We start from the raw sequence: 19280 nt of genomic DNA on the forward strand, positions 1-19280 counted from the left end.
CCCTAAAAATGACGGAGATCGTGCGGCGATAAGCCACACAATCCTGAGAACTGGCATGTTGCAAGAACATAGACTATGATTCAAACGATAAATTTTAAGAATCAACTTGAATTTTACTAATAATGCATTCGATTCTCGAACTTCGCCATCTCAAGACCCTGCAAGCACTCAAAGAAGCAGGCAACCTGCTGCGTGCGGCTTCCCTGCTCAATGTCACGCAATCAGCGCTGTCGCATCAGATCAAACAGTTGGAAGATCATCACGGTACACAACTCTTCGAGCGCAAGTCTGTCCCGGTACGCTTTACACCGGCCGGTGATCGCCTGCTGAAACTGGCCGATGAAGTGCTGCCGCGCATCGCCGACGCCGAACGCGATCTCGCGCGCCTGCAACAAGGCGAAGCCGGTCAGCTAAGGATTGCGGTGGAATGCCACACTTGCTTCGACTGGCTGATGCCGTCGATGGACGTATTTCGCAAGCGCTGGCCGGAAGTCGATATGGATATTGTCTCGGGCTTTCAGGCCGACCCGATCGGGCTGCTCTACGAGCACCGCGCCGACGTCGCTATCGTGGCGGAGGTCGATACCGATGAGCCTGTGGATTACCACGCGCTGTTCCGCTTTGAAATCGTCGCGCTGCTGGCCCACGATCATCCGCTGGCAGGCAAGGACTACCTCACCGCAGAAGACTTCGCCACCGACACGCTGATCACCTATCCTGTCCCAGACGACATGCTCGACGTGGTACGCCAGGTATTGAAGCCGGCAGGCATCACCACGCAGCGACGCACCACGGAACTGACGGTCGCCATGCTGCAACTGGTGGCCAGCCGCCGCGGCATCGCCACGCTGCCGCTCTGGGCGGCACAGAACTACCTGAACCGCGACTACGTCCTCGCCAAACGCATCACGCCGACCGGCCTGACCGGCCGGCTCTATGCGGCATGTCTGCCGGAGCTATCCGGCAAATCCTATCTGAACGACTTTGTCGCATCGACCCGCGAAACCAGCTATCTGAACCTGCCTAACGTCGAGTTGCTTTGAAGCAAGGAAGACAATTTCGATGAAGGCAACAGACGAAAAAAAACCGTGCAATCTGCACGGCTTTTTACTACGCCCTGCTTCTACAGCATCAGTCCTTCTCGTCAGGCTCAATTGGCACATCTGGAGCACTTTGAACCTCCGGTACCTCGTACGACAAGACGCGATGCATGCGCTTTTGTTCAAACATGCGCTCGTCCGCCACACGCAGCAAGGTCTCAATATCCAGGCCATCCTGCGGGAACAGCGCCACACCGATGGACGCATCCACAATGTACTGATTGCCGTCGCGCCCCTCTATTGGCTGGTTGAGGAAATTGCGGATTTTTTCTGCAATTGTCTTGGCGACATCTTCATCCGACACACCATGCAAATAGACCACAAACTCGTCGCCGCCGAAGCGCGCCACCGAGTCGTCCTTACGCAAGGCATGCTGCAATTGCGACGCCGCCGACACCAGCACTTTGTCGCCTTCGTCATGACCGTATTGATCGTTGATTGACTTGAACTTGTCGAGGTCAATGAACAGCAACGCGAAACGCAGCGGCGTTGCTTCGCTACCCTTGCGACGGCGGAAATCGATCTGCGCGATGAAGGAGTCGCGGTTAAGCACGTTGGTGAGGCGATCAGTGCGCAGGTTGCGCTCCATCTCCTGGAAGCTTTGCGCCAACTGACCGATCTCGTCGCGGCGATCAATGTTCAGCGATGGGAAAGGCTCTCCATTGCCGATACTCTTGGCAGCGAGCGTCAATTTACGGATATCGCGCAATACCCAGCGCAATATGACAAAGCCCAGCACAAAGGTCATGCAGACCGCGATCAAACCCAGCAGCAAGGTCTGATAAACGCCGCCCGTCACTGACCCAAGGAAGTCTGAACGGCTCACCGCACTGACAGCGACCCAGTCAAGTCCTGCGTCGTCGTGATGCAGTCGAAATGCCAGCTCAGTCTTGGGACCGTCGGTTTGCAATCGCTGAACGACCAGCTTCCCGGGCTCGAGCTTTTGCTTCTTGAGATAAGCAGTCAGATCGGCATAGGCCTGGCGCACCAGCGGAGAACTGCTTTGACCGGCATTGAGACGAACAAAATCAGATCCGCTCATTTTGTGGATAGGCTCATTCACCGACGTGGCGATCAGGTCGCCGGACATCTCCACGATGAAGGCGACGCCGTTTTTGCTCAGCGGCAGCGCTTGCAGGAATTCGCTCAGACGGCGCAAACCAATGCTGCTGGTCGCCACGCCGAGCAAGGTACCGTCTGTCGTATAAACCGGCTTGGACAAAGTAATGCCAAGAAATTTCAGACGGAAGTCAGTAAACACCGGCGACCACGTTTCACTCTTGCGCCGCATCGCCTGGACGTACCACGGCCGCGTACGCGGTTCGTAATCCTGCGTCGCGATCAGCGTTGGCGTCGTGCCGGGGCCGCGCAAGTGGTAAACGTAATTTTTGCCTTGCGGATCGCGGATGCTGTACATGAACAGATTGACCTGTTCCTGCTTCACACCCAGGAAGCTGCCATCGGCGCCACCAAAATAAACGTAGCTGGGATCATCAAAGAGACTATTGGCCAGCCACAAGCGCTCTTCCAGCGCAGCCTTGTCTTTCGGAAAGGGAATCAAAATCGGTTGACCGCCCTTTTCTGCGGGCGGAATCGGATCAGGAGCGACGACGCGCAGACTCTCGCGCGCGCCCAATAACTGTCGGTCTGTCGCCTGCCCGATACGACTCATGGTATCCATCAGCGCATTGCGCGCCAGCACCTCTGTGGCATCATCGCCCGCACGATACAAAAACCAGCCTATCGTCACTACCAGGCATAACATCAAGAACACAAACGGCAGAATGAACAGTCGTTGTAATGAAGATTGCTTCAGAATTTCACCCCTTGCCGGTTGGCAGAATCTCTAAGATTGCCATCATTGCCATAATCGCCCACGACGGGTTGGACCACGTGCTTTATTGTTTTTTATATACGATTTTGCACCCGATAAGCCAACATGTGACCCTCCGACGCGCTATCGTCCTTTGATCTCAGAGTTTAATCGTTTACGCAAAAAAATTCCCTGATGCTATGAAAAATACCGATTTTCTCTGTGGCATTTTTCCGAACATCAGGGAACTGGATAGCATAATTACAACAAACTGATCAAGTCATTTCAGCAAGCCTTAGTGCGCATTGAATGAAAGTGCTCCATTTTCGACGCCCACATGCACAACATCCTTGGGACCGAATTTGCCTTGCAAAATCAGCTTGGACAGCGGGTTCTCGATTTCCTGCTGAATCGCACGTTTCAACGGACGTGCGCCATACACCGGATCGAACCCGGCCTCGGCAATCTTCTGCAAGCCGGCATCTGAAATCACCAGACCGATATCCATCTTGGCCAGACGGCTTTCGAGGATCTGCAACTGGATCTTGGCAATTGCACCGATGTTCTTTTCGTCGAGGGCATGGAACACCACGATCTCGTCAACCCGGTTGATGAACTCCGGACGGAAGTGCAGCTTGACCTCGGCCATCACCGCCATCTTCACCACCGCAGGGTCACTGTCTTCCATCGCCTGGATCTTGTGGGAGCCAAGATTGGAAGTCATCACGATCACGGTGTTCTTGAAGTCCACCGTGCGGCCTTGACCATCGGTCATGCGGCCATCATCGAGCACTTGCAGCAAGACGTTGAACACGTCGGGATGCGCCTTCTCGATTTCATCCAGCAAGATCACGCTGTAAGGCTTGCGCCGTACCGCTTCGGTCAGGTAACCACCCTCTTCGTAGCCGACATAGCCCGGTGGCGCGCCGATCAGACGGGCGACCGAATGCTTTTCCATGAATTCGCTCATGTCGATGCGGATCATTGCCTCTTCGGTGTCGAACAGGTAAGACGCCAGCGCCTTGCACAACTCGGTCTTGCCGACGCCGGTAGGGCCAAGGAACATGAATGAGCCATACGGCTTGCTCGGATCGCCCAACCCCGCACGCGAGCGGCGGATTGCATCCGAGACGGCAACAATCGCTTCGTCCTGCCCCACCACACGCTCGTGCAATACCTCTTCCATGTGCAACAATTTCTCGCGTTCGCCCTGCATCATGCGCGAAACGGGAATACCGGTCGCACGTGCAACAATCTCGGCGATTTCTTCAGCGCCAACCTGCGTACGCACCAGACGCGGCTTACCGACTGTCTGTTCACTGGCAGCATCCTGCTTGTTTTGCGTTTCCAGCGCCTTTTCCAGCTCAGCCAACTTGCCGTACTTGAGCTCAGACACTTTCTGCCAGTCGCTCTTGCGTGTCGCGTCTTCCATCTGCAAGCGGATCTGTTCGATTTCCTCTTTCAGATGCTGGCTGCCTTGCACCGTCGCTTTCTCGGCTTTCCAGATTTCTTCCAGATCGGCGTATTCGCGCTCAAGCTTGACGATTTCTTCCTCGATCAGCGTCAGGCGCTTTTGCGAGGCTTCGTCCTTCTCGCGCTTGACGGCTTCGCGCTCGATCTTCAGCTGGATCAGGCGACGATCGAGCTTGTCCATGACTTCCGGCTTGGAGTCGATTTCAATCTTGATCTTGGCAGCGGCCTCGTCGATCAGGTCAATCGCCTTATCCGGAAGGAAGCGATCGGTGATATAGCGGTGCGACAATTCCGCCGCCGCGACGATCGCCGGGTCGGTAATGTCAACACCATGATGGACTTCATACTTTTCCTGCAGACCGCGCAAAATCGCGATGGTAGCTTCCACGCTCGGTTCATCGACGATGATCTTCTGGAAGCGGCGTTCCAGCGCGGCATCTTTTTCGATGTACTTGCGATATTCGTCCAGCGTGGTGGCGCCGACGCAATGCAGCTCACCGCGTGCCAGCGCGGGCTTGAGCATATTGCCCGCATCCATCGCACCTTCGGCCTTGCCTGCGCCGACCATGGTGTGCAACTCGTCGATGAAGACGATGGTCTGGCCCTCATCCTGAGCGATTTCCTTCAATACGGCTTTGAGGCGCTCTTCGAATTCGCCGCGATACTTGGCACCGGCCAGCAAGGCCGCCATGTCGAGCGACAGCACGCGCTTGGACTTGAGGCTGTCCGGCACTTCGCCGCTGACGATCCGTTGCGCCAAGCCTTCGACGATGGCAGTTTTACCAACGCCTGGCTCACCGATCAGCACCGGATTGTTTTTGCTGCGGCGTTGCAGTACCTGAATGGCGCGGCGGATCTCGTCATCGCGGCCGATCACGGGATCCAGCTTGCCGTTGCGGGCGCGCTCGGTCAGGTCAAGGGTGTATTTCTTCAGGGATTCACGCTGGCCTTCGCCTTCTTGCGAGGACACGCTGGCGCCGCCGCGCACAGTGCTGATCGCGGCTTCCAGGGACTTGCGCGAGAGGCCGTTTTCACGCGCGGCACGGCCGGCATCCGATTTATCGTCGGCGAGGCCAAGCAAGACCATTTCGCTGGCGATGAACTGATCGCCATGCTTTTGCGATTCTTTGTCGGCCAGATTAAGCAAGGCCACCAGCTCGCGGCCGATCTGCACTTCGCCACCGTTGCCCGATACCTTGGGCAAGCGTGTCAAAGCATGCTGCAAGGCTGAAGTCAGCCCGGCAACATTGACGCCGGCGCGCTGCAACAGCGAACGGGCGCCACCGTCATCCTGCGCCAGCAAGGCCAGCGTGAGATGGACGGGGTCGATATATTGGTTGTCGTTGCCGACAGCCTGACTCTGGGCATCTGCCAGAGCTTCCTGCAATTTTGTTGTGAGTTTGTCGAGACGCATGATGTGCTTTCGCTCCAAATTTTTGAATACTTAGAAAATTGGGACGTGCAGACGTATTTCAAGGAAGCATCCGGTCACCGGAAGAGGAAATCCCGTCGGATTTGATACAGATCAACTGTTCTTAACTATTGTTGACAGACAGCCCCAGCGACAAGAGGTGCTCTTGCAAGGCGTCCAAGGCCTCGCCCAGCGCTGCGGCAATGCCTGCGTCGGCAAGCATTGCCGCACAATCCAGCTTATTGGTCGGCAACGCGACCGTCAGCGAGGCGGCAAGAACCACGTCGGCGTTCATCATGGCGAGTGTATCGAGCAGGGATGACTGGGCGTGGCTGGCACGCCCGGAGGCATTGATGGCGGCCACCGGCTTGTTGATGAATTCACCACTGCCGACTACCCAGTCCAGCGCATTCTTGAAAGCGCCCGGCACGCCATGTGCGTATTCCGGACTGGCAATCAGAATCGCGTCGGCGTCGCGCAATGCAGCGCGAAATGCCAGCACTCCGGCAGGTTCAGCACCTTCCAGATCGGGATTAAAAGACGGCAACGCGCCCCAACCGCGATACGGCACCAGTTGAAGTTGCTGCGGCGCCAATACGGCAGCAGCCTCCAGCAGCGCGCTGTTGGAGGACGCGGCACGCAAGCTGCCGGACAAAGTCAGAATCCGAAACGGCAGCACCGGACGATCCATGGAGGAATGAGCCACACAATCAGGCAAACAAGGCGCGATACGCTGCAAAGCCGGCCACGCAGAGAATGATCGACCCCAGCAGATGCAGCCCGGAATGCGCAATCGCCAACATATAATCACCGCGCTGCAGCAGCATCATGGCTTCCGCCGAGAAGGTAGAAAACGTTGTCAGTCCGCCCAGGAAGCCGGTGATCAGAAATAAGCGCCATTCCGGCGGCAAGGACTGATGTCCCTCAAAAAACGCCACCAGAAAGCCGATCACAAAACCACCGCCCCAGTTGGCTGCCAGCGTTCCCAGCGGCAGCGCACTGCCGCCTACGTTCAACCACAGGCTCAGTCCCCAGCGCAACCAGGCGCCCAGCGCCGCTCCCATGCCTACTGCCAGCCATTTCATCGTCAGTTTCCGTTCATGTCGAAGTGTTGGTGTTGATCGCCGTGCGACCACCGCAAACCGCGATCATGGCGAATGAACCGTGATCCGGTCAAGGGCCTGATGATCATCCTGCAAGGCTTTGTCGACGCTCTCATGCATCCAGTCGACCCAGGTGCTGATCTTGGCGTCGAGATATTGCCGCGACGGATACAGCGCATATACGCCCATGTGCTGCATGCGGTACTGCGGCAATACGCGCACGATGGTGCCGGCTCGCAATGCATCCACCGCTGAATAAATCGGCAGTACGCCGATGCCCATGCCCTCTTTCAGGCTCAGCAGCATGGCCTCTGCCACATTCACGTGGAAATTGGACTTGATGGCGATCGTTTCCTTGCCGTCCGGTCCGTCCATGATCCATTCGTCCAACGGGGACACCGGGCTGACCAGTTGCAAGCAGGTGTGACCGGACAATTCCGACGGCTTTTGCGGCGCACCGTGCTTTTCCAGATAAAACGGCGACGCACACAGGATGCTGTAAATACTGCCGAGCTGACGAAAAATCAGTCCGGAATCCGGTAACTCACGCGCCAGCACCAGCGACACGTCAAACCCCTCCTCGAGCAGATCCGGTACGCGCTGCGCCAAGGTAAGCTCAATGGCGACGTCGGGATAGCGCTTTTGATAATTGGAGATCGCCGGGATCACATAACGCTGTCCGAAGCTGGTCATGGTGTGGATGCGCAGCCTCCCCGACGGCCTGACGTACGCATCACCGGCTTCGGCTTCAGCCTCCTCCACATAAGACATGATCTGTTCGCAACGCAGCAGATAACGCTCGCCCGCTTCGGTCAGCGCGATGCGCCGCGTGGTGCGATTGAGCAAGCGCGTACGCAAATGACGCTCCAGATCAGCGACGGCGCGCGACACGTGCGCGGTGGTCAAATCCATTTGTTGCGCGGCCAGCGTAAAACTGCCAGCATCGACTACACGCATGAATATGCGCATATTTTGCAAAGTATCCATATATTCCTGTCTCAAATCCGACCGACACCGACCGTTGTGACTGTGCAAAGCAACAAAATGATGCAAAACGGCCTTTCGGATGCTGCATTGTTACCCAAAACAGCGCAATCATTATTGCAGTAATTGAAAAGACCCTTTGTATTTCCTGCGGTTTTTCTCTAGATCTTTACCAAATAGAATGGCAAACGCTACATATTTGCATTTTTTGGGATAGTCTGATGAACACCACTGCTGACAAACGTCTCTTTGCTGCGCCGCTCCTGGCCCTGTGTACGGCGTCATTGCTCGTCCTCGCAGGCTGCGCCGACAACGGCGGCATCAAGCCACAGGCGGCTTTGCAGCAGCCCAACACGCTCGATGTCGGTAACGCCATCCGCCAGGTCGGTGCAGAAGCCGGCTGGCCCAAGCGCGCCTGGTGGGAAACCTACGCGGACCCGCAATTGAATCGTCTTGTCACGGCTGCCGTTGCCGGTAACCCCAGCATGGCCATCGCCGCCGCCCGCGTGCGTCAGGCGCAAGCCATGGCGGTTGTCGCTCATGCCGGTGAATTGCCGCAAGCGCAGCTGGACGCCGCCATCGGCCGCAAGGATTGGTCCGACAACGTCTATTACGGCGCAGCCTTCCGCGACAAACTGACCTGGAACAATACCGCTGCGCTGAGCCTGTCGTACAACCTCGACCTGTGGGATCGCAACCGCAACACCACCGAGCGCGCGCAGGATGAAATCCATGCCGTCGCCGCCGATGCCCGTGCCGCCCAGCTCGATCTGGAAAGCAATGTCGTACGCACTTACGTGCAGTTGTCCCTGCAATATGGACTGCTCGACAACACGCAAGACACGCTGAAACAGGAGCAACGCATCCTCGACCTGGCCAATCGCCGCTTTAAAGGCGGCATCGGCACCCAGATGGAAATCACCCAGGCCGAAGTCCCGCTGCCGGAAACCCGCCGTCAGATCGAAGCCTTGAACGAAAACATCGCCCTCACCCGTAACCAGTTGGCCGCCTTGCTCGGCCAGGGTCCCGGTGCCGGTGACAGCATCACTCGTCCGAGCATGAATCTGGAGGCAGGTATCGGTCTGCCGAGTGCATTGCCGGCCGAACTGATTGGCCGCCGTCCTGACATCAGCGCCGCGCGCTGGCGCGTGGAGGCCGCGTCCAAAGGCATCGCAGTCGCCAAGGCCGCCTTCTATCCGAACATCAACCTGATGGCCAGCATCGGCCCGGCCGCGGCAGGCGGCAGCCTGTTCAGTTTCCTCAGCGGCCCCAACATCACGACCAGCTACGGCCCGGCGATCTCGCTGCCGATCTTTGAAGGCGGACGTCTGCGCGGCCAACTCGGCGCCACCACGGCAGGCTACGACCTGGAAGTGGAGCACTACAACATGTTGCTGAGCCAGGCGCTCAGGAGCATCGCCGACCAGATCGTGACGCTGCAAGCCATCAAGCGCCAGCAAGTCCAAGCCGATCTGTCCGTGGCGGCCGCGCAAAAGAACATCGACATCGCCACCCGCGCCTATCAACGCGGCCTGACCAACTACGTCAATGTGCTCACCGCACAAACACAATGGCTGCATCAGCAACAGGTGGTGCAACAACTACTGGCACAAAAGCTCAACGCCTACGCCAGCCTGACGGTCGCCTTGGGCGGCGGACTGGAAGTATCGGCTCCTGACGATGCCACAACAGCCACAACAGCAGCAGCCACCGCAGGAGTCGCACCGTGAACACGCCGGCAACGCCTGCCGTTTCAGCGCCAGCAGCTGTGCGGCCACCCTTCGGCCAACAGTTGCGCGAAGCTGCCACCGACTGGTGGCAAACCGAATTCCCGAACTGGATCTATGTCTTCAAGATGGTCTTTGCAGGCCTGCTGGCGCTTGGCATAGGCTATGGGCTGGATCTGGAGTCGCCGCGCTCCGGCCTGATCACCGTTTTCATCGTGATGCAGCCGCAGAGCGGGATGATCCTGGCCAAGAGTTTTTATCGCGTCATCGGCACGCTGGTCGGCTCGGTCGCCATCTTCGTCTTCGTCGGTCTGTTCGCGCAGACGCCGGAACTGTTTCTGCTGGCGACCGCCTTGTGGATCGGCCTGTGCACGCTCGGCTCGGCACATAACCGCAACTTCCGTTCGTATGGCTTCGTGCTGTCGGGTTACACGGTGGCATTGATCGGTTTGCCGGCCGCGCTCAACCCGGCACTGACGTTCGATTCGGTCATGACCCGCGTGACGGAAATCACTGTCGGCATCGTCTGTGCCGGCGTGGTCAGCGCACTGGTCTTTCCGCAAGCCAGTGCCCCGGGCCTGGTGCGTATCATCCGCGGCCGCTTCACCGCCTTTGTCGATCTGATCGGCAACACGCTGGGCGGCACCGCCGACCGCAAGGCGCTGGAAGCCACCAACGCTCGCTTTGTCGGCGACATCATCGGCCTGGAAGCGCTACGCAGCTCGGCTATTTTTGAAGATCCTGAAATCCGCCTGCGCAGCGGTCGCCTGACCCGCATGAACAGCGAGTTCATGGCCTTGTCGACCCGTGTACACGCCCTCCATCAGTTGATGAATCGCCTGCACGACAGCCGCAATCCTTCCGCACAGCTGGTGATCGATGCAATCTCGCCCTACTACCAGGAAGTGCAGCCCCTGCTCACACGCAGCGGCGGTGAACCGGTGATGACGGCAAGCGACGCCGCCGATGCGGCGCTCAAGCTGGAAGCGTATAAACAAGAACTGCCGCGCCGTGTGCGCACCACGCGCGCAATCCACGCGGAAGCGTTCGGCGATGAGGCCATCCTCGATTTCGATACCGCCTCAGAACTGCTCTATCGCGTCATTGACGAGCTGCATGCCTATACCCTGACCTACGCCTCGCTGGTGCAACGCCGCCATGAGCGCGAGCAATGGGAGCACGCCTACGCCCCCAAAACCAGTCTGGTCATCGCCAGCATTGCCGGCGCCCGCGCCGCCATCACACTGATCGGGCTATCGACATTCTGGATCCTGAGCGGCTGGCCCAGCGGCGACGTCGCAGCACTCAATGCCGCCGCATTCTGCGCCATCACTTCTGCGGCGCCGGATCCGGCCAAGGCAACACGCACCGTCACCATGGGTGTGGCGCTGGCGGTCGTACTGGGCTATTTCTATACCTTCCATATCGTGCCGCAACTCGACGGTTTCTGGATGCTGGCCGCTGCCTTGACGCCGGTGCTGATGCTGGCGGTATTGCTGACTACCAAACCGTCGCTGGCCGGTTATGGATTGGGCATCTGCATCTTCTTCCCGTTTGTGGCGGTACCCGACAACCTCGCCCACTTCAACGCAGCGGGCTATCTGAACGAATGTATCGCCCTGATGGTCTCGCTGATCGTGACCACCGTCGCCTTCATGCTGCTGTTGCCGCCGACCACCAACTGGACCGTACGCCATCTGGAAAAGCAATTGCGCAAGCAAGTTATCCAGGCCTGTTTCGGCAAGCTGGCGCATCTGGCCCTGCAATTTGAAAGCGGTACGCGCGACCTGATGCATCAGATCACCATGGTCACCGGCAGCCGCCCCGCGCTGCGCAAGGACGCCTTCGGCTGGATGTTCACCACACTGGAAATCGGCCACGCCGTGATTGAACTGCGTACCGAACTGCACGGTATCCGCAGCGGCCATCCGGAGCTGCTGCCTGACACCGCTTACACCGCGCTCAATCGTTTGCGCGAAACGCTGCCGGCGCTGTTCGCACAACCCACACCCGCGACGCTGGCGGCGGTGCTTGGCGCCAACAATAACGCCATCGCCGAAGTGCAGCGCGCCATCGGCCCGCACTATCGCGAACGCAGCGAGCGCCATCGCCTGCAGCGCACGCTGAGCTACCTGCATTTCATCCGCACGGCGCTGCTGGATCCGCAATCGCCGCTGCAACCCATGCATCAGAATCAGAACCAGGACGGTCGCACCAGCACGTCCCCGGGAACCCCTTCAGGAGCAAACCATGCCGCGTGAAATTTCTTTCTTCGACGCTTACGTGCCGACACTGCTGCTGGCCGTCATCGTCGCCGGCGCCATTGCGCTGGTCGCCGACCGCATCCTGGTGCGCATCGGCTTGTATAACCTGGTGTGGCATCCGGCGCTGTTTCGCGTCAGCTTGTTCACCTGCATCGCGGCGCTGCTCGGCCTGGCGATTTACAGTTAGCCTGAAAAAACGGCAACTTCAGAAAAACAGATACGGAATCAATCAGGAGTAATCCATCATGTCGGTCAAAACCATTTTTCGATTTATCATCACGGCGCTGATTTTCCTTGCCGCCATCTTCCTGGCGTGGACGCTATGGCAGCATTACATGGTCTCGCCATGGACACGCGACGGCCGTGTACGGGCCGACGTCGTCAACATTGCGCCGGACGTCGCCGGCCAGGTGGTGGATCTGCCTGTGCGTGACAATCAGCTGGTGCACAAGGGCGACCTGCTGATGCAGATCGACCCGTCGCACTACCAACTGGCGTTGCAACAGGCGGAAGCCTCCGTGTTGGCGCGCAAGGCCGATCTCGACATGCGCCGCGCACAGGCACGCCGCCGTGCCGACATGGATAGCCTGGTGGTCTCGCGTGAAAACCGTGAAGACGCCGGCAGCCAGGTTACTGCCGCCGATGCGCAATATCAGGTCGCCATCGCCCAGCGCGATGCCGCCAAGCTCAATCTCGACCGCACCAAGGTGTATGCACCGGTAGACGGCTACATCACCAATCTGAACGTGCGCCGTGGCGACTACGCCAGCGCGGGCGCAGCCAAGATCGCCATCATCGACAGCCACTCGTTCTGGGTATATGGATATTTTGAAGAGACCAAGCTGCCCTACGTTGCCGTCGGCGACAAGGCAAAGATTCAGCTGATCAACGGCGCCACATTGCGTGGTCACGTCGACAGCATTTCACGCGGCATCTATGACCGCGACAATCCGCAAAGCCGCGAGCTGCTGGCCGACGTCAATCCGACCTTCAACTGGGTGCGTCTGGCGCAACGGATTCCAGTGCGAATCCATATCGATGAAGTGCCGAAGGATGTGCTGCTGGCGGCGGGTCTGACCTGCACCGTGACGCTGGAACCAAACGGTCAGAGCAAGTCGGCTTCCGCCAAATAAGCTCAAGTAAAAAGCTGCACCACCAGCCACACATTCGCCGCGCTGATGCCGAGGAATAACATCCACACCAGCGCGGCCAACCACACCGGGTTGACGAAGTCGCCCATCAAATCACGCCGGCTGGTCAGCCGGATCAGCGGATACATCGCAAACGGCAACTGCAGGCTCAGCACCACCTGACTGAGCACCAGCAGACGTCCGACCGAATGCTCGCCCAAGGTCAGCACACCGATCAGCGCCGGAATCAAGGCCAGTCCGCGCGTCACCATGCGGCGCTGCCAGCACGGGATCTTCAGCTTGAGGAAACCTTCCATGATCACCTGGCCGGCAATTGTGCCGGTGAAGGTTGAACTCTGCCCTGCCGCAAATAAACCGATGCCGAACAAGATCGCTGCAAGCGACGACCCGGTAATCGGATCGAGCAAGTGATACGCCACATCCAGATCCACCACGTCGGTGCGGCCGCTGCTGTGGAATGCCGACGCCGCGATAATCAGGATCGCGGCATTGATCGCCATTGCAATCAGCAGCGACACGGTGGTATCGATGCGCGTGTAGCGAATCGCCTCCAGCAGGCTGCTGCGATCGCGCCTGACCGCACGCGTCTGCACGATGGAAGAATGCAGATACAGGTTATGCGGCATCACCGTCGCGCCCAGCACACCGATGGCCAGATACAGCGGTTCACGGCTCGACAGCGCCGTCAGCGACGGCACGAAGCCCTGCACCACGGCATGCCAGTCGGCTTTGACAAAAGCCAGTTGCGTGAAGAGGCATACCGCAATCGTCATCACCAGACCAAGGATGATTGCCTCAACCTGGCGAAATCCACGCCCTTGCAAACCCAGCACGATGACGGTGTCCAGCGCAGTCAGCAACACGCCGACCGGCAGCGACACGCCCAGCAACAACTTGAACGCCAGCGCGCAACCGAGCACCTCGGCCAGATCGCAGGCAATAATCGATAGCTCAGCGAATACCCACATGCCCTTACCCACCGCCGGCGGATAATTTTCGCGCGAATGAATGGCAAGATCCTTGCCCGTGACGATGCCCAGCCGTGCACACAGACATTGCAGGATGATCGCCGCCAGGCTCGACAACATCACCACGAACAGCAATTGATAGCCGAACTGCGACCCGGCCTGCACCGACGTCGCCCAGTTGCCCGGATCCATATAACCAATGGAGATCAGCAAGCCGGGGCCGACATAGACTTTGAGCTTTTGCCAGACGCCGGCATGTGGCGGCACCGACACACTGCCGGAAACTTCAGAAGGACAAAATGGCGCAGTGGCGGTCGTTGGCAGACGGAACATGTTTTATTGTTGTAGAGAAGAAGAGAAGATCAATCTGTTTTCGGCTGCCATTTCGACACCGCCTGGTCGTCGCTCTCGCGCGCATCCACCCAGCGCGGGCCGTCGGGCGTCTGTTCTTTTTTCCAGAACGGTGCCTGCGTCTTGAGGTAATCCATGATGAACTCGCAGGCGGCAAAGGCTTCGCCGCGATGCTTCGAAGTCACCGCCACCAACACGATCTGATCCAGCGGCAGCAAGGGTCCGACGCGATGGATCACCAGCGCATCGAAAATCTCCCAGCGCGCTTTGGCATCGGCAACGATTTGCTCCAGCGCCTTTTCGGTCATGCCGGGGTAATGCTCCAGCTCCATCTCCTGCACGCTGGCGCCATCATTGAGATCGCGCACGGTGCCGACAAAGCTCACCACCGCACCCACCTTGGGATTGGTCAGGCGCAACGCAGCGATCTCGGCGCTGAGGTCAAAGTCGGCAGTCTGGACGCGAATTGGCATAGAAAATGGAGAGGCAAATAAAATCGCCTTCATTGTACCCAATGTCTTGCAGCTGCCGTCTGCAGAAACGACAAGTCCCGGACCAGCCGGGACTTGTTCAGGCAAACGAGAATGCTATCAAACGAGGATGCCCCACAGCAGCAAGGTCATCCCCAACCCGACCACCGAGACGATGGTCTGGATCACCGACCACGTTGCGAAGGTCTGCTTGAGATCGAGGCCGAAGTATTCCTTCACCATCCAGAAACCGGCATCATTGACGTGGCAGAAGAACACCGATCCGGCGCCGATTGCCAAGGCCATCAAGGCATTGTGCGTGCCGGACAAGCTTGCCACCAGCGGCGCAACGATGCCGGCGGTTGCAGTCGTCGCCACGGTCGCCGAACCAGTCGCCTGACGCAGCGCCACGGCGATCAGCCAGGCCAGCAAGATCAGCGGCACGTGGGTGCCGGTCGCAACCTTGGTGATGGTGTCGCTGATACCTGCTGTCAGTAAAGCCTGCTTCAGGCCGCCGCCCGCACCGATGGTCAGCAGCAGGCCGGCAATCGGCGGCAAGGCCTTGCGCAGGATGGCGCCGACTTTGGTACGGTCCGTTCCCTGCGCCCAACCTAGCACGATCACGGCAAACAGCACCGTCACTGTCAAAGCGATAATCGGTTCGCCGAAAAAATTGAGCATTTCAAACAAGGTGGTTTCGGGCGTGACCCAGATCTTGGCGACGGTGCGGCCCAGCATCAGCACCACCGGCAGCAGAATCGTCACCAGCGATGGCAGGAAACCCGGTTGCAGCTCAGCCGCTTGCTGCCCCTTGAACAAGGCGCCGATCTGTTCAGGCTCGCCGATCGGCATGCGCGGCGCAAGCCACATGCCGTACAGCGGCCCTGCCAGAATCACTGCCGGAATCGCGACAATAAAGCCGAGCAGCATGGTGGTGCCAAGATCTGCGTGCAAGGCACTGACCGCGATCAGCGGGCCCGGATGCGGCGGCAACAAGGCGTGCAGCGTCGTCATGCCGGCCAGCGCAGGAATCGCCACCCGCAGAATCGGCTGCTGCGACCGGCGCGCCATCACGAAGATGATCGGCGCCATCATCACCAGGCCGACTTCAAAGAACAACGGCAAACCGACGACGAGCGCCACCAGCGCCATCATCCACGGGATCGCCTGGCCCTTGGCGTATTTCAGCAAGGTCGTGACGATCTTGTCGGCTGCCCCGGAGTCCGCCATCAGAGCCCCGAGCATGGCGCCCAGCGCGATAATGATGCCCGCTTCGCCGAGGATGCTGCCGGCGCCTTTGCTGAACGCGGAAGCGATCTTTTCCAGCGGCAAGCCCGCACCCATGCCGGCGATAAAAGTGCCGAGCAGGATCGAAAGGAAGGGAGCGATTTTAAGAACGCTGATCAGCACAACGATGCCGATCAAAGCGATAAGAACGGATAGCAGCAGGCGCGTATCCTGTGCCGCCCAAGCGGCAATTTCAGTGGTCAGGTGCAAGATATCTCCTTGTCTTCAATGTATGAGCGTCTCCTCACCTGATTTTCTCCTGCCTTGCACTACTCTGGCGCTTGGCGTTTTTTCTGCAAACTGGTTTTTCTTCAATTACGTTTTACTGTCGCCAGCAACGCTCCAGCGCCGATGAAGGTCGCACCGGACAGGCGATTGAACATCTTCGCCCGCCCCGGCGTACGCAGCCACGGCGCCACGCGCGCAGCAAAGTGCGCATAGAACGTCAGCCAGAACAATTCGAAACAGACGAAGGTCGCGCCCAGCACCAGAAACTGCGGCAACTGTGCGGCCTGCGGATTGATGAACTGCGGGAAGAACGCGGTGAAGAACAAGAGCGCCTTGGGATTGCTTCCTCCGACCAGGAATCCTTGCCAGTACAAACTGGCGCGCGACTTTGTCGTCGCCGGCGCGTGCCCTTCGTCCAAGCCTATCGTGCTTTGGGTCGAGAAAAAAGTTCGCACGCCAATATACGCGAGATAGGCAACGCCGCACCACTTCAAAATGAGAAACACCTTTTCCGAAACTGCAAGAATCGCTCCCAGTCCGGCGGCCGACACCACCATGATCAGACACACCGCCGTCACGCTGCCCAACGCACCGGCAAAGGCGCGACGTACGCCATGATGGATGCCGTTGGTAATGCACATCAGGACGCTGGGGCCGGGTGTGACGGTCAGAACGAATACCGCCGCGAGATAGAGAAAAAAGGTTTGTAGCGTCATGATCGCTGTTCTTGTTAAATGATTTCAGGGGCGCAAATTTACACGGACTTGCGCCACACCGTCGCCAGCCACGCCTGCTCGGCGCGCAGCAGTCCGTCGGGACGGTAATAATGCCGTATCTCGGCAAAACCTGCTGCCGTCATGAAGCTGCGCCATGCCTCCAGATCGTGATAGGAACCATAGCGTCCGCTGCTCCAGCCTTCGCTGTTGCTGCCGCGCGGATTGGAGCAGAACAGCACGCCATCCGGCTTGAGCGTTTCGCGCAACTGAACCAGCACGCGCGGCAACTCAGCGGCCGGGACATGGAACAAGGATGCATTGGCAAACACACCGTCAAATAACGCGTCCGGCAAATCCAGTTCAAAGAAGTTCTGATGCCACACTTCGCAGCCCGAATCGGCGCGCGCCATCTCGACAAAACTGGCCGTGCCGTCAAGACCGATGGCACGATGACCCAGCTTCGCAAAAGCCTGCAAGTCGCGCCCGGGCCCACAGCCGAAATCCAGAATGGTCAGCGGCGCCGGCTTGTTGATCGCCTCGAGCAAGGCATTGATGTTCTGGCTGACGTCATGGTCGCGCGTGCCTTCGCGGAAGTCGACGGCGCGCCCTTCGTAATGCGCCAGCGTGCCGCCGGCAATGACGTCAAGCTGTTCTTTGGGCAGCGGCATGATTCCTCCCAAACTCAACCGCCCGTGACCGGAGGGAAGAAAGCGACTTCACCGCCCTCCTGGATCAGCGTATCAGGCTCGACCATGTTGTGATCGTAAGCCATGCGCAATGCCTTTTCAGGTGACAACACTTCCATCCACAGGCCGCCGCGCCCCATCAAGAAAGCACGCACGTCACCGACGGTCTTGACGTGATCAGGCAAATCGACGACTTCTTGCGTGGCGCCGAGCGCTTCACGCACGCTGGCAAAAAAACGGAGTTCTATTTTCATGTGTTTCAAATCCTTTGAAGACGATAGACGACGGGCACTTGCCCGGTTCAGTTCAGCAAGTGGTCGAATGGAATAAACCGTACAAGATCACCCTCGGCGATGGTCTTGCCCGGTGCGTTATCGATCAGACCGTCGCCCCATACCGTTGACGTCAACACACCCGATCCCTGGTGCGGAAACAAATCAAGCCCGCCCTGATCGTTGAAACGGGCGCGCAGGAATTCCTGGCGGCGGTCGGCTTTGGGCCAGTTGAAATCGGCACGCATGGCCAGCACGCGCGGCACGACGTTTTCCACGCCTTGCAGGCGCAGCAAAAACGGCCGCACAAAAATCAGGAAGGTAACGAAGGTCGACACAGGATTACCCGGCAAGCCAATGAAGAAGGCCTTGCCGCTTGCATCACCGTTACGATTGATTTCGCCGAAAGCCAGCGGCTTGCCCGGCTTCATGGCGATCTGCCACATATTGAGACGGCCTTCCGCTTCGACCGCCGGCTTGACGTGGTCTTCTTCACCGACCGAGACACCGCCGCTGGTGATAATCAGATCGTGGCTGGCGGCAGCGGCGCGCAAGGTGTCGCGCGTAGCTTGCAACTGATCCGGCACGATGCCGAAATCCTTGACCTCGCAGCCAAGGTTTTCCAGCAGACCGCGCAGCAGGAAACGATTGGAGTTGTAAATCGCGCCGGGCTTCAACGCTTCGCCCGGCATCGTCAGCTCATCGCCGGTAAAGAACACCGCCGCACGCAGCTTGCGCACGACCGGCAATGTCGCCAGCCCGACCGAAGCAGCCAGACCCAGTTCTTGCGGACGCAGGCGCACCCCGGACGGCAGAATGGTGCTGGCGGATCGGATGTCTTCGCCAATGGTACGGATCCACTCGCCCGCTTGCGGCACATGGCGAACGATCACGTGATCGCCATCGGCATCTTTAGTGAGTTCGCAAGCCTCCTGCATGACGATGGCGTCAGCGCCTTCCGGCACCATCGCGCCGGTAAAAATGCGCGCTGCCGTGCCAGGCTCCAGCGCGGTGCCGACGTGACCAGCGGGGATGCGTTGCGACACGCGCAGACGCGTTTCACCGCCGGCGCACTCAGCCGCCCGTACGGCATAACCATCCATCTGCGAATTGTCCATGCCGGGCACGTTGATCTGCGACACCTGCGGTGCCGCCAAAACACGGCCGTTAGCCTCCAGCGTAGGAACGATCTCGATATCAGTCAGCGGGACGGCGGACTTGGCGAGAAACTTGGTCGCTTCCGCGACGCTGAGCAGAGGTGGCTTGACTAGCATAG

17 protein-coding genes are annotated in these 19280 nt (G+C 58.8%); 5 read left to right on the plus strand and 12 right to left on the minus strand.

The annotated features are described in order from the left end of the window. Positions 1-122: 122 nt before the first annotated feature. Positions 123-1043 (plus strand): LysR family transcriptional regulator, encoded by a 921-nt coding sequence (locus hmeg3_RS13370; protein WP_094564156.1) that lies wholly within the window; start codon positions 123-125, stop codon positions 1041-1043. Between the two features lie 88 nt (positions 1044-1131). Here hmeg3_RS13370 and hmeg3_RS13375 read toward each other — a convergent pair whose 3' ends face one another. The 5 genes from hmeg3_RS13375 to hmeg3_RS13395 all read right to left on the minus strand — a co-directional run bounded on the left by hmeg3_RS13375 (position 1132) and on the right by hmeg3_RS13395 (position 7887). Beyond that, positions 1132-2865 (minus strand): sensor domain-containing diguanylate cyclase, encoded by a 1734-nt coding sequence (locus tag hmeg3_RS13375; RefSeq protein ID WP_094566333.1) that lies wholly within the window; start codon positions 2863-2865, stop codon positions 1132-1134. A 343-nt stretch (positions 2866-3208) separates the two neighbouring features. Continuing rightward, positions 3209-5800, minus strand: coding sequence for an ATP-dependent chaperone ClpB (gene clpB, locus hmeg3_RS13380; protein ID WP_094564157.1), 2592 nt, complete (start codon positions 5798-5800; stop codon positions 3209-3211). Between the two features lie 121 nt (positions 5801-5921). Further along, entirely contained in the window at positions 5922-6503 is a 582-nt protein-coding gene (locus hmeg3_RS13385; protein ID WP_232511639.1) for an NADPH-dependent FMN reductase, read from the minus strand. Between the two features lie 4 nt (positions 6504-6507). Further along, the gene (gene crcB / locus hmeg3_RS13390; protein ID WP_094564159.1) at positions 6508-6882 is read right to left on the minus strand and encodes a fluoride efflux transporter CrcB; all 375 of its coding nucleotides are present in this window, start codon (positions 6880-6882) and stop codon (positions 6508-6510) included. 63 nt (positions 6883-6945) lie between these two features. Beyond that, the gene (locus hmeg3_RS13395; protein WP_094564160.1) at positions 6946-7887 is read right to left on the minus strand and encodes a LysR family transcriptional regulator; all 942 of its coding nucleotides are present in this window, start codon (positions 7885-7887) and stop codon (positions 6946-6948) included. A 218-nt stretch (positions 7888-8105) separates the two neighbouring features. Here hmeg3_RS13395 and hmeg3_RS13400 point away from each other — a divergent pair, with 218 nt between their 5' ends. The 4 genes from hmeg3_RS13400 to hmeg3_RS13415 are packed head-to-tail and all read left to right on the plus strand — an operon-like array spanning position 8106 to position 13008. After that, entirely contained in the window at positions 8106-9614 is a 1509-nt protein-coding gene (locus hmeg3_RS13400) for an efflux transporter outer membrane subunit (protein ID WP_094564161.1), read from the plus strand. Further along, entirely contained in the window at positions 9611-11872 is a 2262-nt protein-coding gene (locus hmeg3_RS13405) for an FUSC family protein (RefSeq protein WP_369828822.1), read from the plus strand. Before hmeg3_RS13400 ends, hmeg3_RS13405 begins: the two co-directional genes overlap by 4 nt. Next, positions 11862-12062 carry a DUF1656 domain-containing protein gene (locus hmeg3_RS13410; RefSeq protein WP_094564162.1) on the plus strand — a complete coding sequence of 67 codons (201 nt, stop codon included), beginning with the start codon at positions 11862-11864 and terminating at the stop codon, positions 12060-12062. The genes hmeg3_RS13405 and hmeg3_RS13410 overlap by 11 nt, the downstream gene beginning before the upstream one ends. Positions 12063-12120: 58 nt before the next feature. Beyond that, on the plus strand, positions 12121-13008 hold the full coding sequence (locus hmeg3_RS13415; RefSeq protein ID WP_094564163.1) for an HlyD family secretion protein: 888 nt from the start codon (positions 12121-12123) through the stop codon (positions 13006-13008). A 2-nt stretch (positions 13009-13010) separates the two neighbouring features. On the opposite strand, the gene hmeg3_RS13420 is transcribed toward hmeg3_RS13415, so the two are convergent. From hmeg3_RS13420 to glp, 7 genes are all read right to left on the minus strand, one after another. Then, positions 13011-14327 (minus strand): Nramp family divalent metal transporter, encoded by a 1317-nt coding sequence (locus hmeg3_RS13420; protein ID WP_094564164.1) that lies wholly within the window; start codon positions 14325-14327, stop codon positions 13011-13013. A 29-nt stretch (positions 14328-14356) separates the two neighbouring features. Further along, entirely contained in the window at positions 14357-14818 is a 462-nt protein-coding gene (gene moaE, locus hmeg3_RS13425) for a molybdopterin synthase catalytic subunit MoaE (protein WP_094564165.1), read from the minus strand. Positions 14819-14935: 117 nt separating this feature from the next. Then, positions 14936-16312, minus strand: coding sequence for a gluconate:H+ symporter (locus hmeg3_RS13430; protein ID WP_050477690.1), 1377 nt, complete (start codon positions 16310-16312; stop codon positions 14936-14938). Positions 16313-16413: 101 nt separating this feature from the next. Then, entirely contained in the window at positions 16414-17046 is a 633-nt protein-coding gene (locus hmeg3_RS13435; RefSeq protein WP_094564166.1) for a LysE family translocator, read from the minus strand. Positions 17047-17084: 38 nt separating this feature from the next. Then, positions 17085-17714, minus strand: coding sequence for a bifunctional 2-polyprenyl-6-hydroxyphenol methylase/3-demethylubiquinol 3-O-methyltransferase UbiG (locus hmeg3_RS13440; protein ID WP_094564167.1), 630 nt, complete (start codon positions 17712-17714; stop codon positions 17085-17087). Between the two features lie 14 nt (positions 17715-17728). Then, complete coding sequence (gene moaD / locus hmeg3_RS13445; RefSeq protein ID WP_094564168.1) at positions 17729-17986, minus strand: molybdopterin converting factor subunit 1; 258 nt, start codon at positions 17984-17986, stop codon at positions 17729-17731. Between the two features lie 47 nt (positions 17987-18033). After that, positions 18034-19278, minus strand: coding sequence for a gephyrin-like molybdotransferase Glp (gene glp, locus hmeg3_RS13450; RefSeq protein WP_094564169.1), 1245 nt, complete (start codon positions 19276-19278; stop codon positions 18034-18036). Between the last annotated feature and the right edge of the window lie 2 nt (positions 19279-19280).

It is taken from the genome of Herbaspirillum sp. meg3, from assembly GCF_002257565.1.
GTDB lineage: Bacteria > Pseudomonadota > Gammaproteobacteria > Burkholderiales > Burkholderiaceae_D > Herbaspirillum.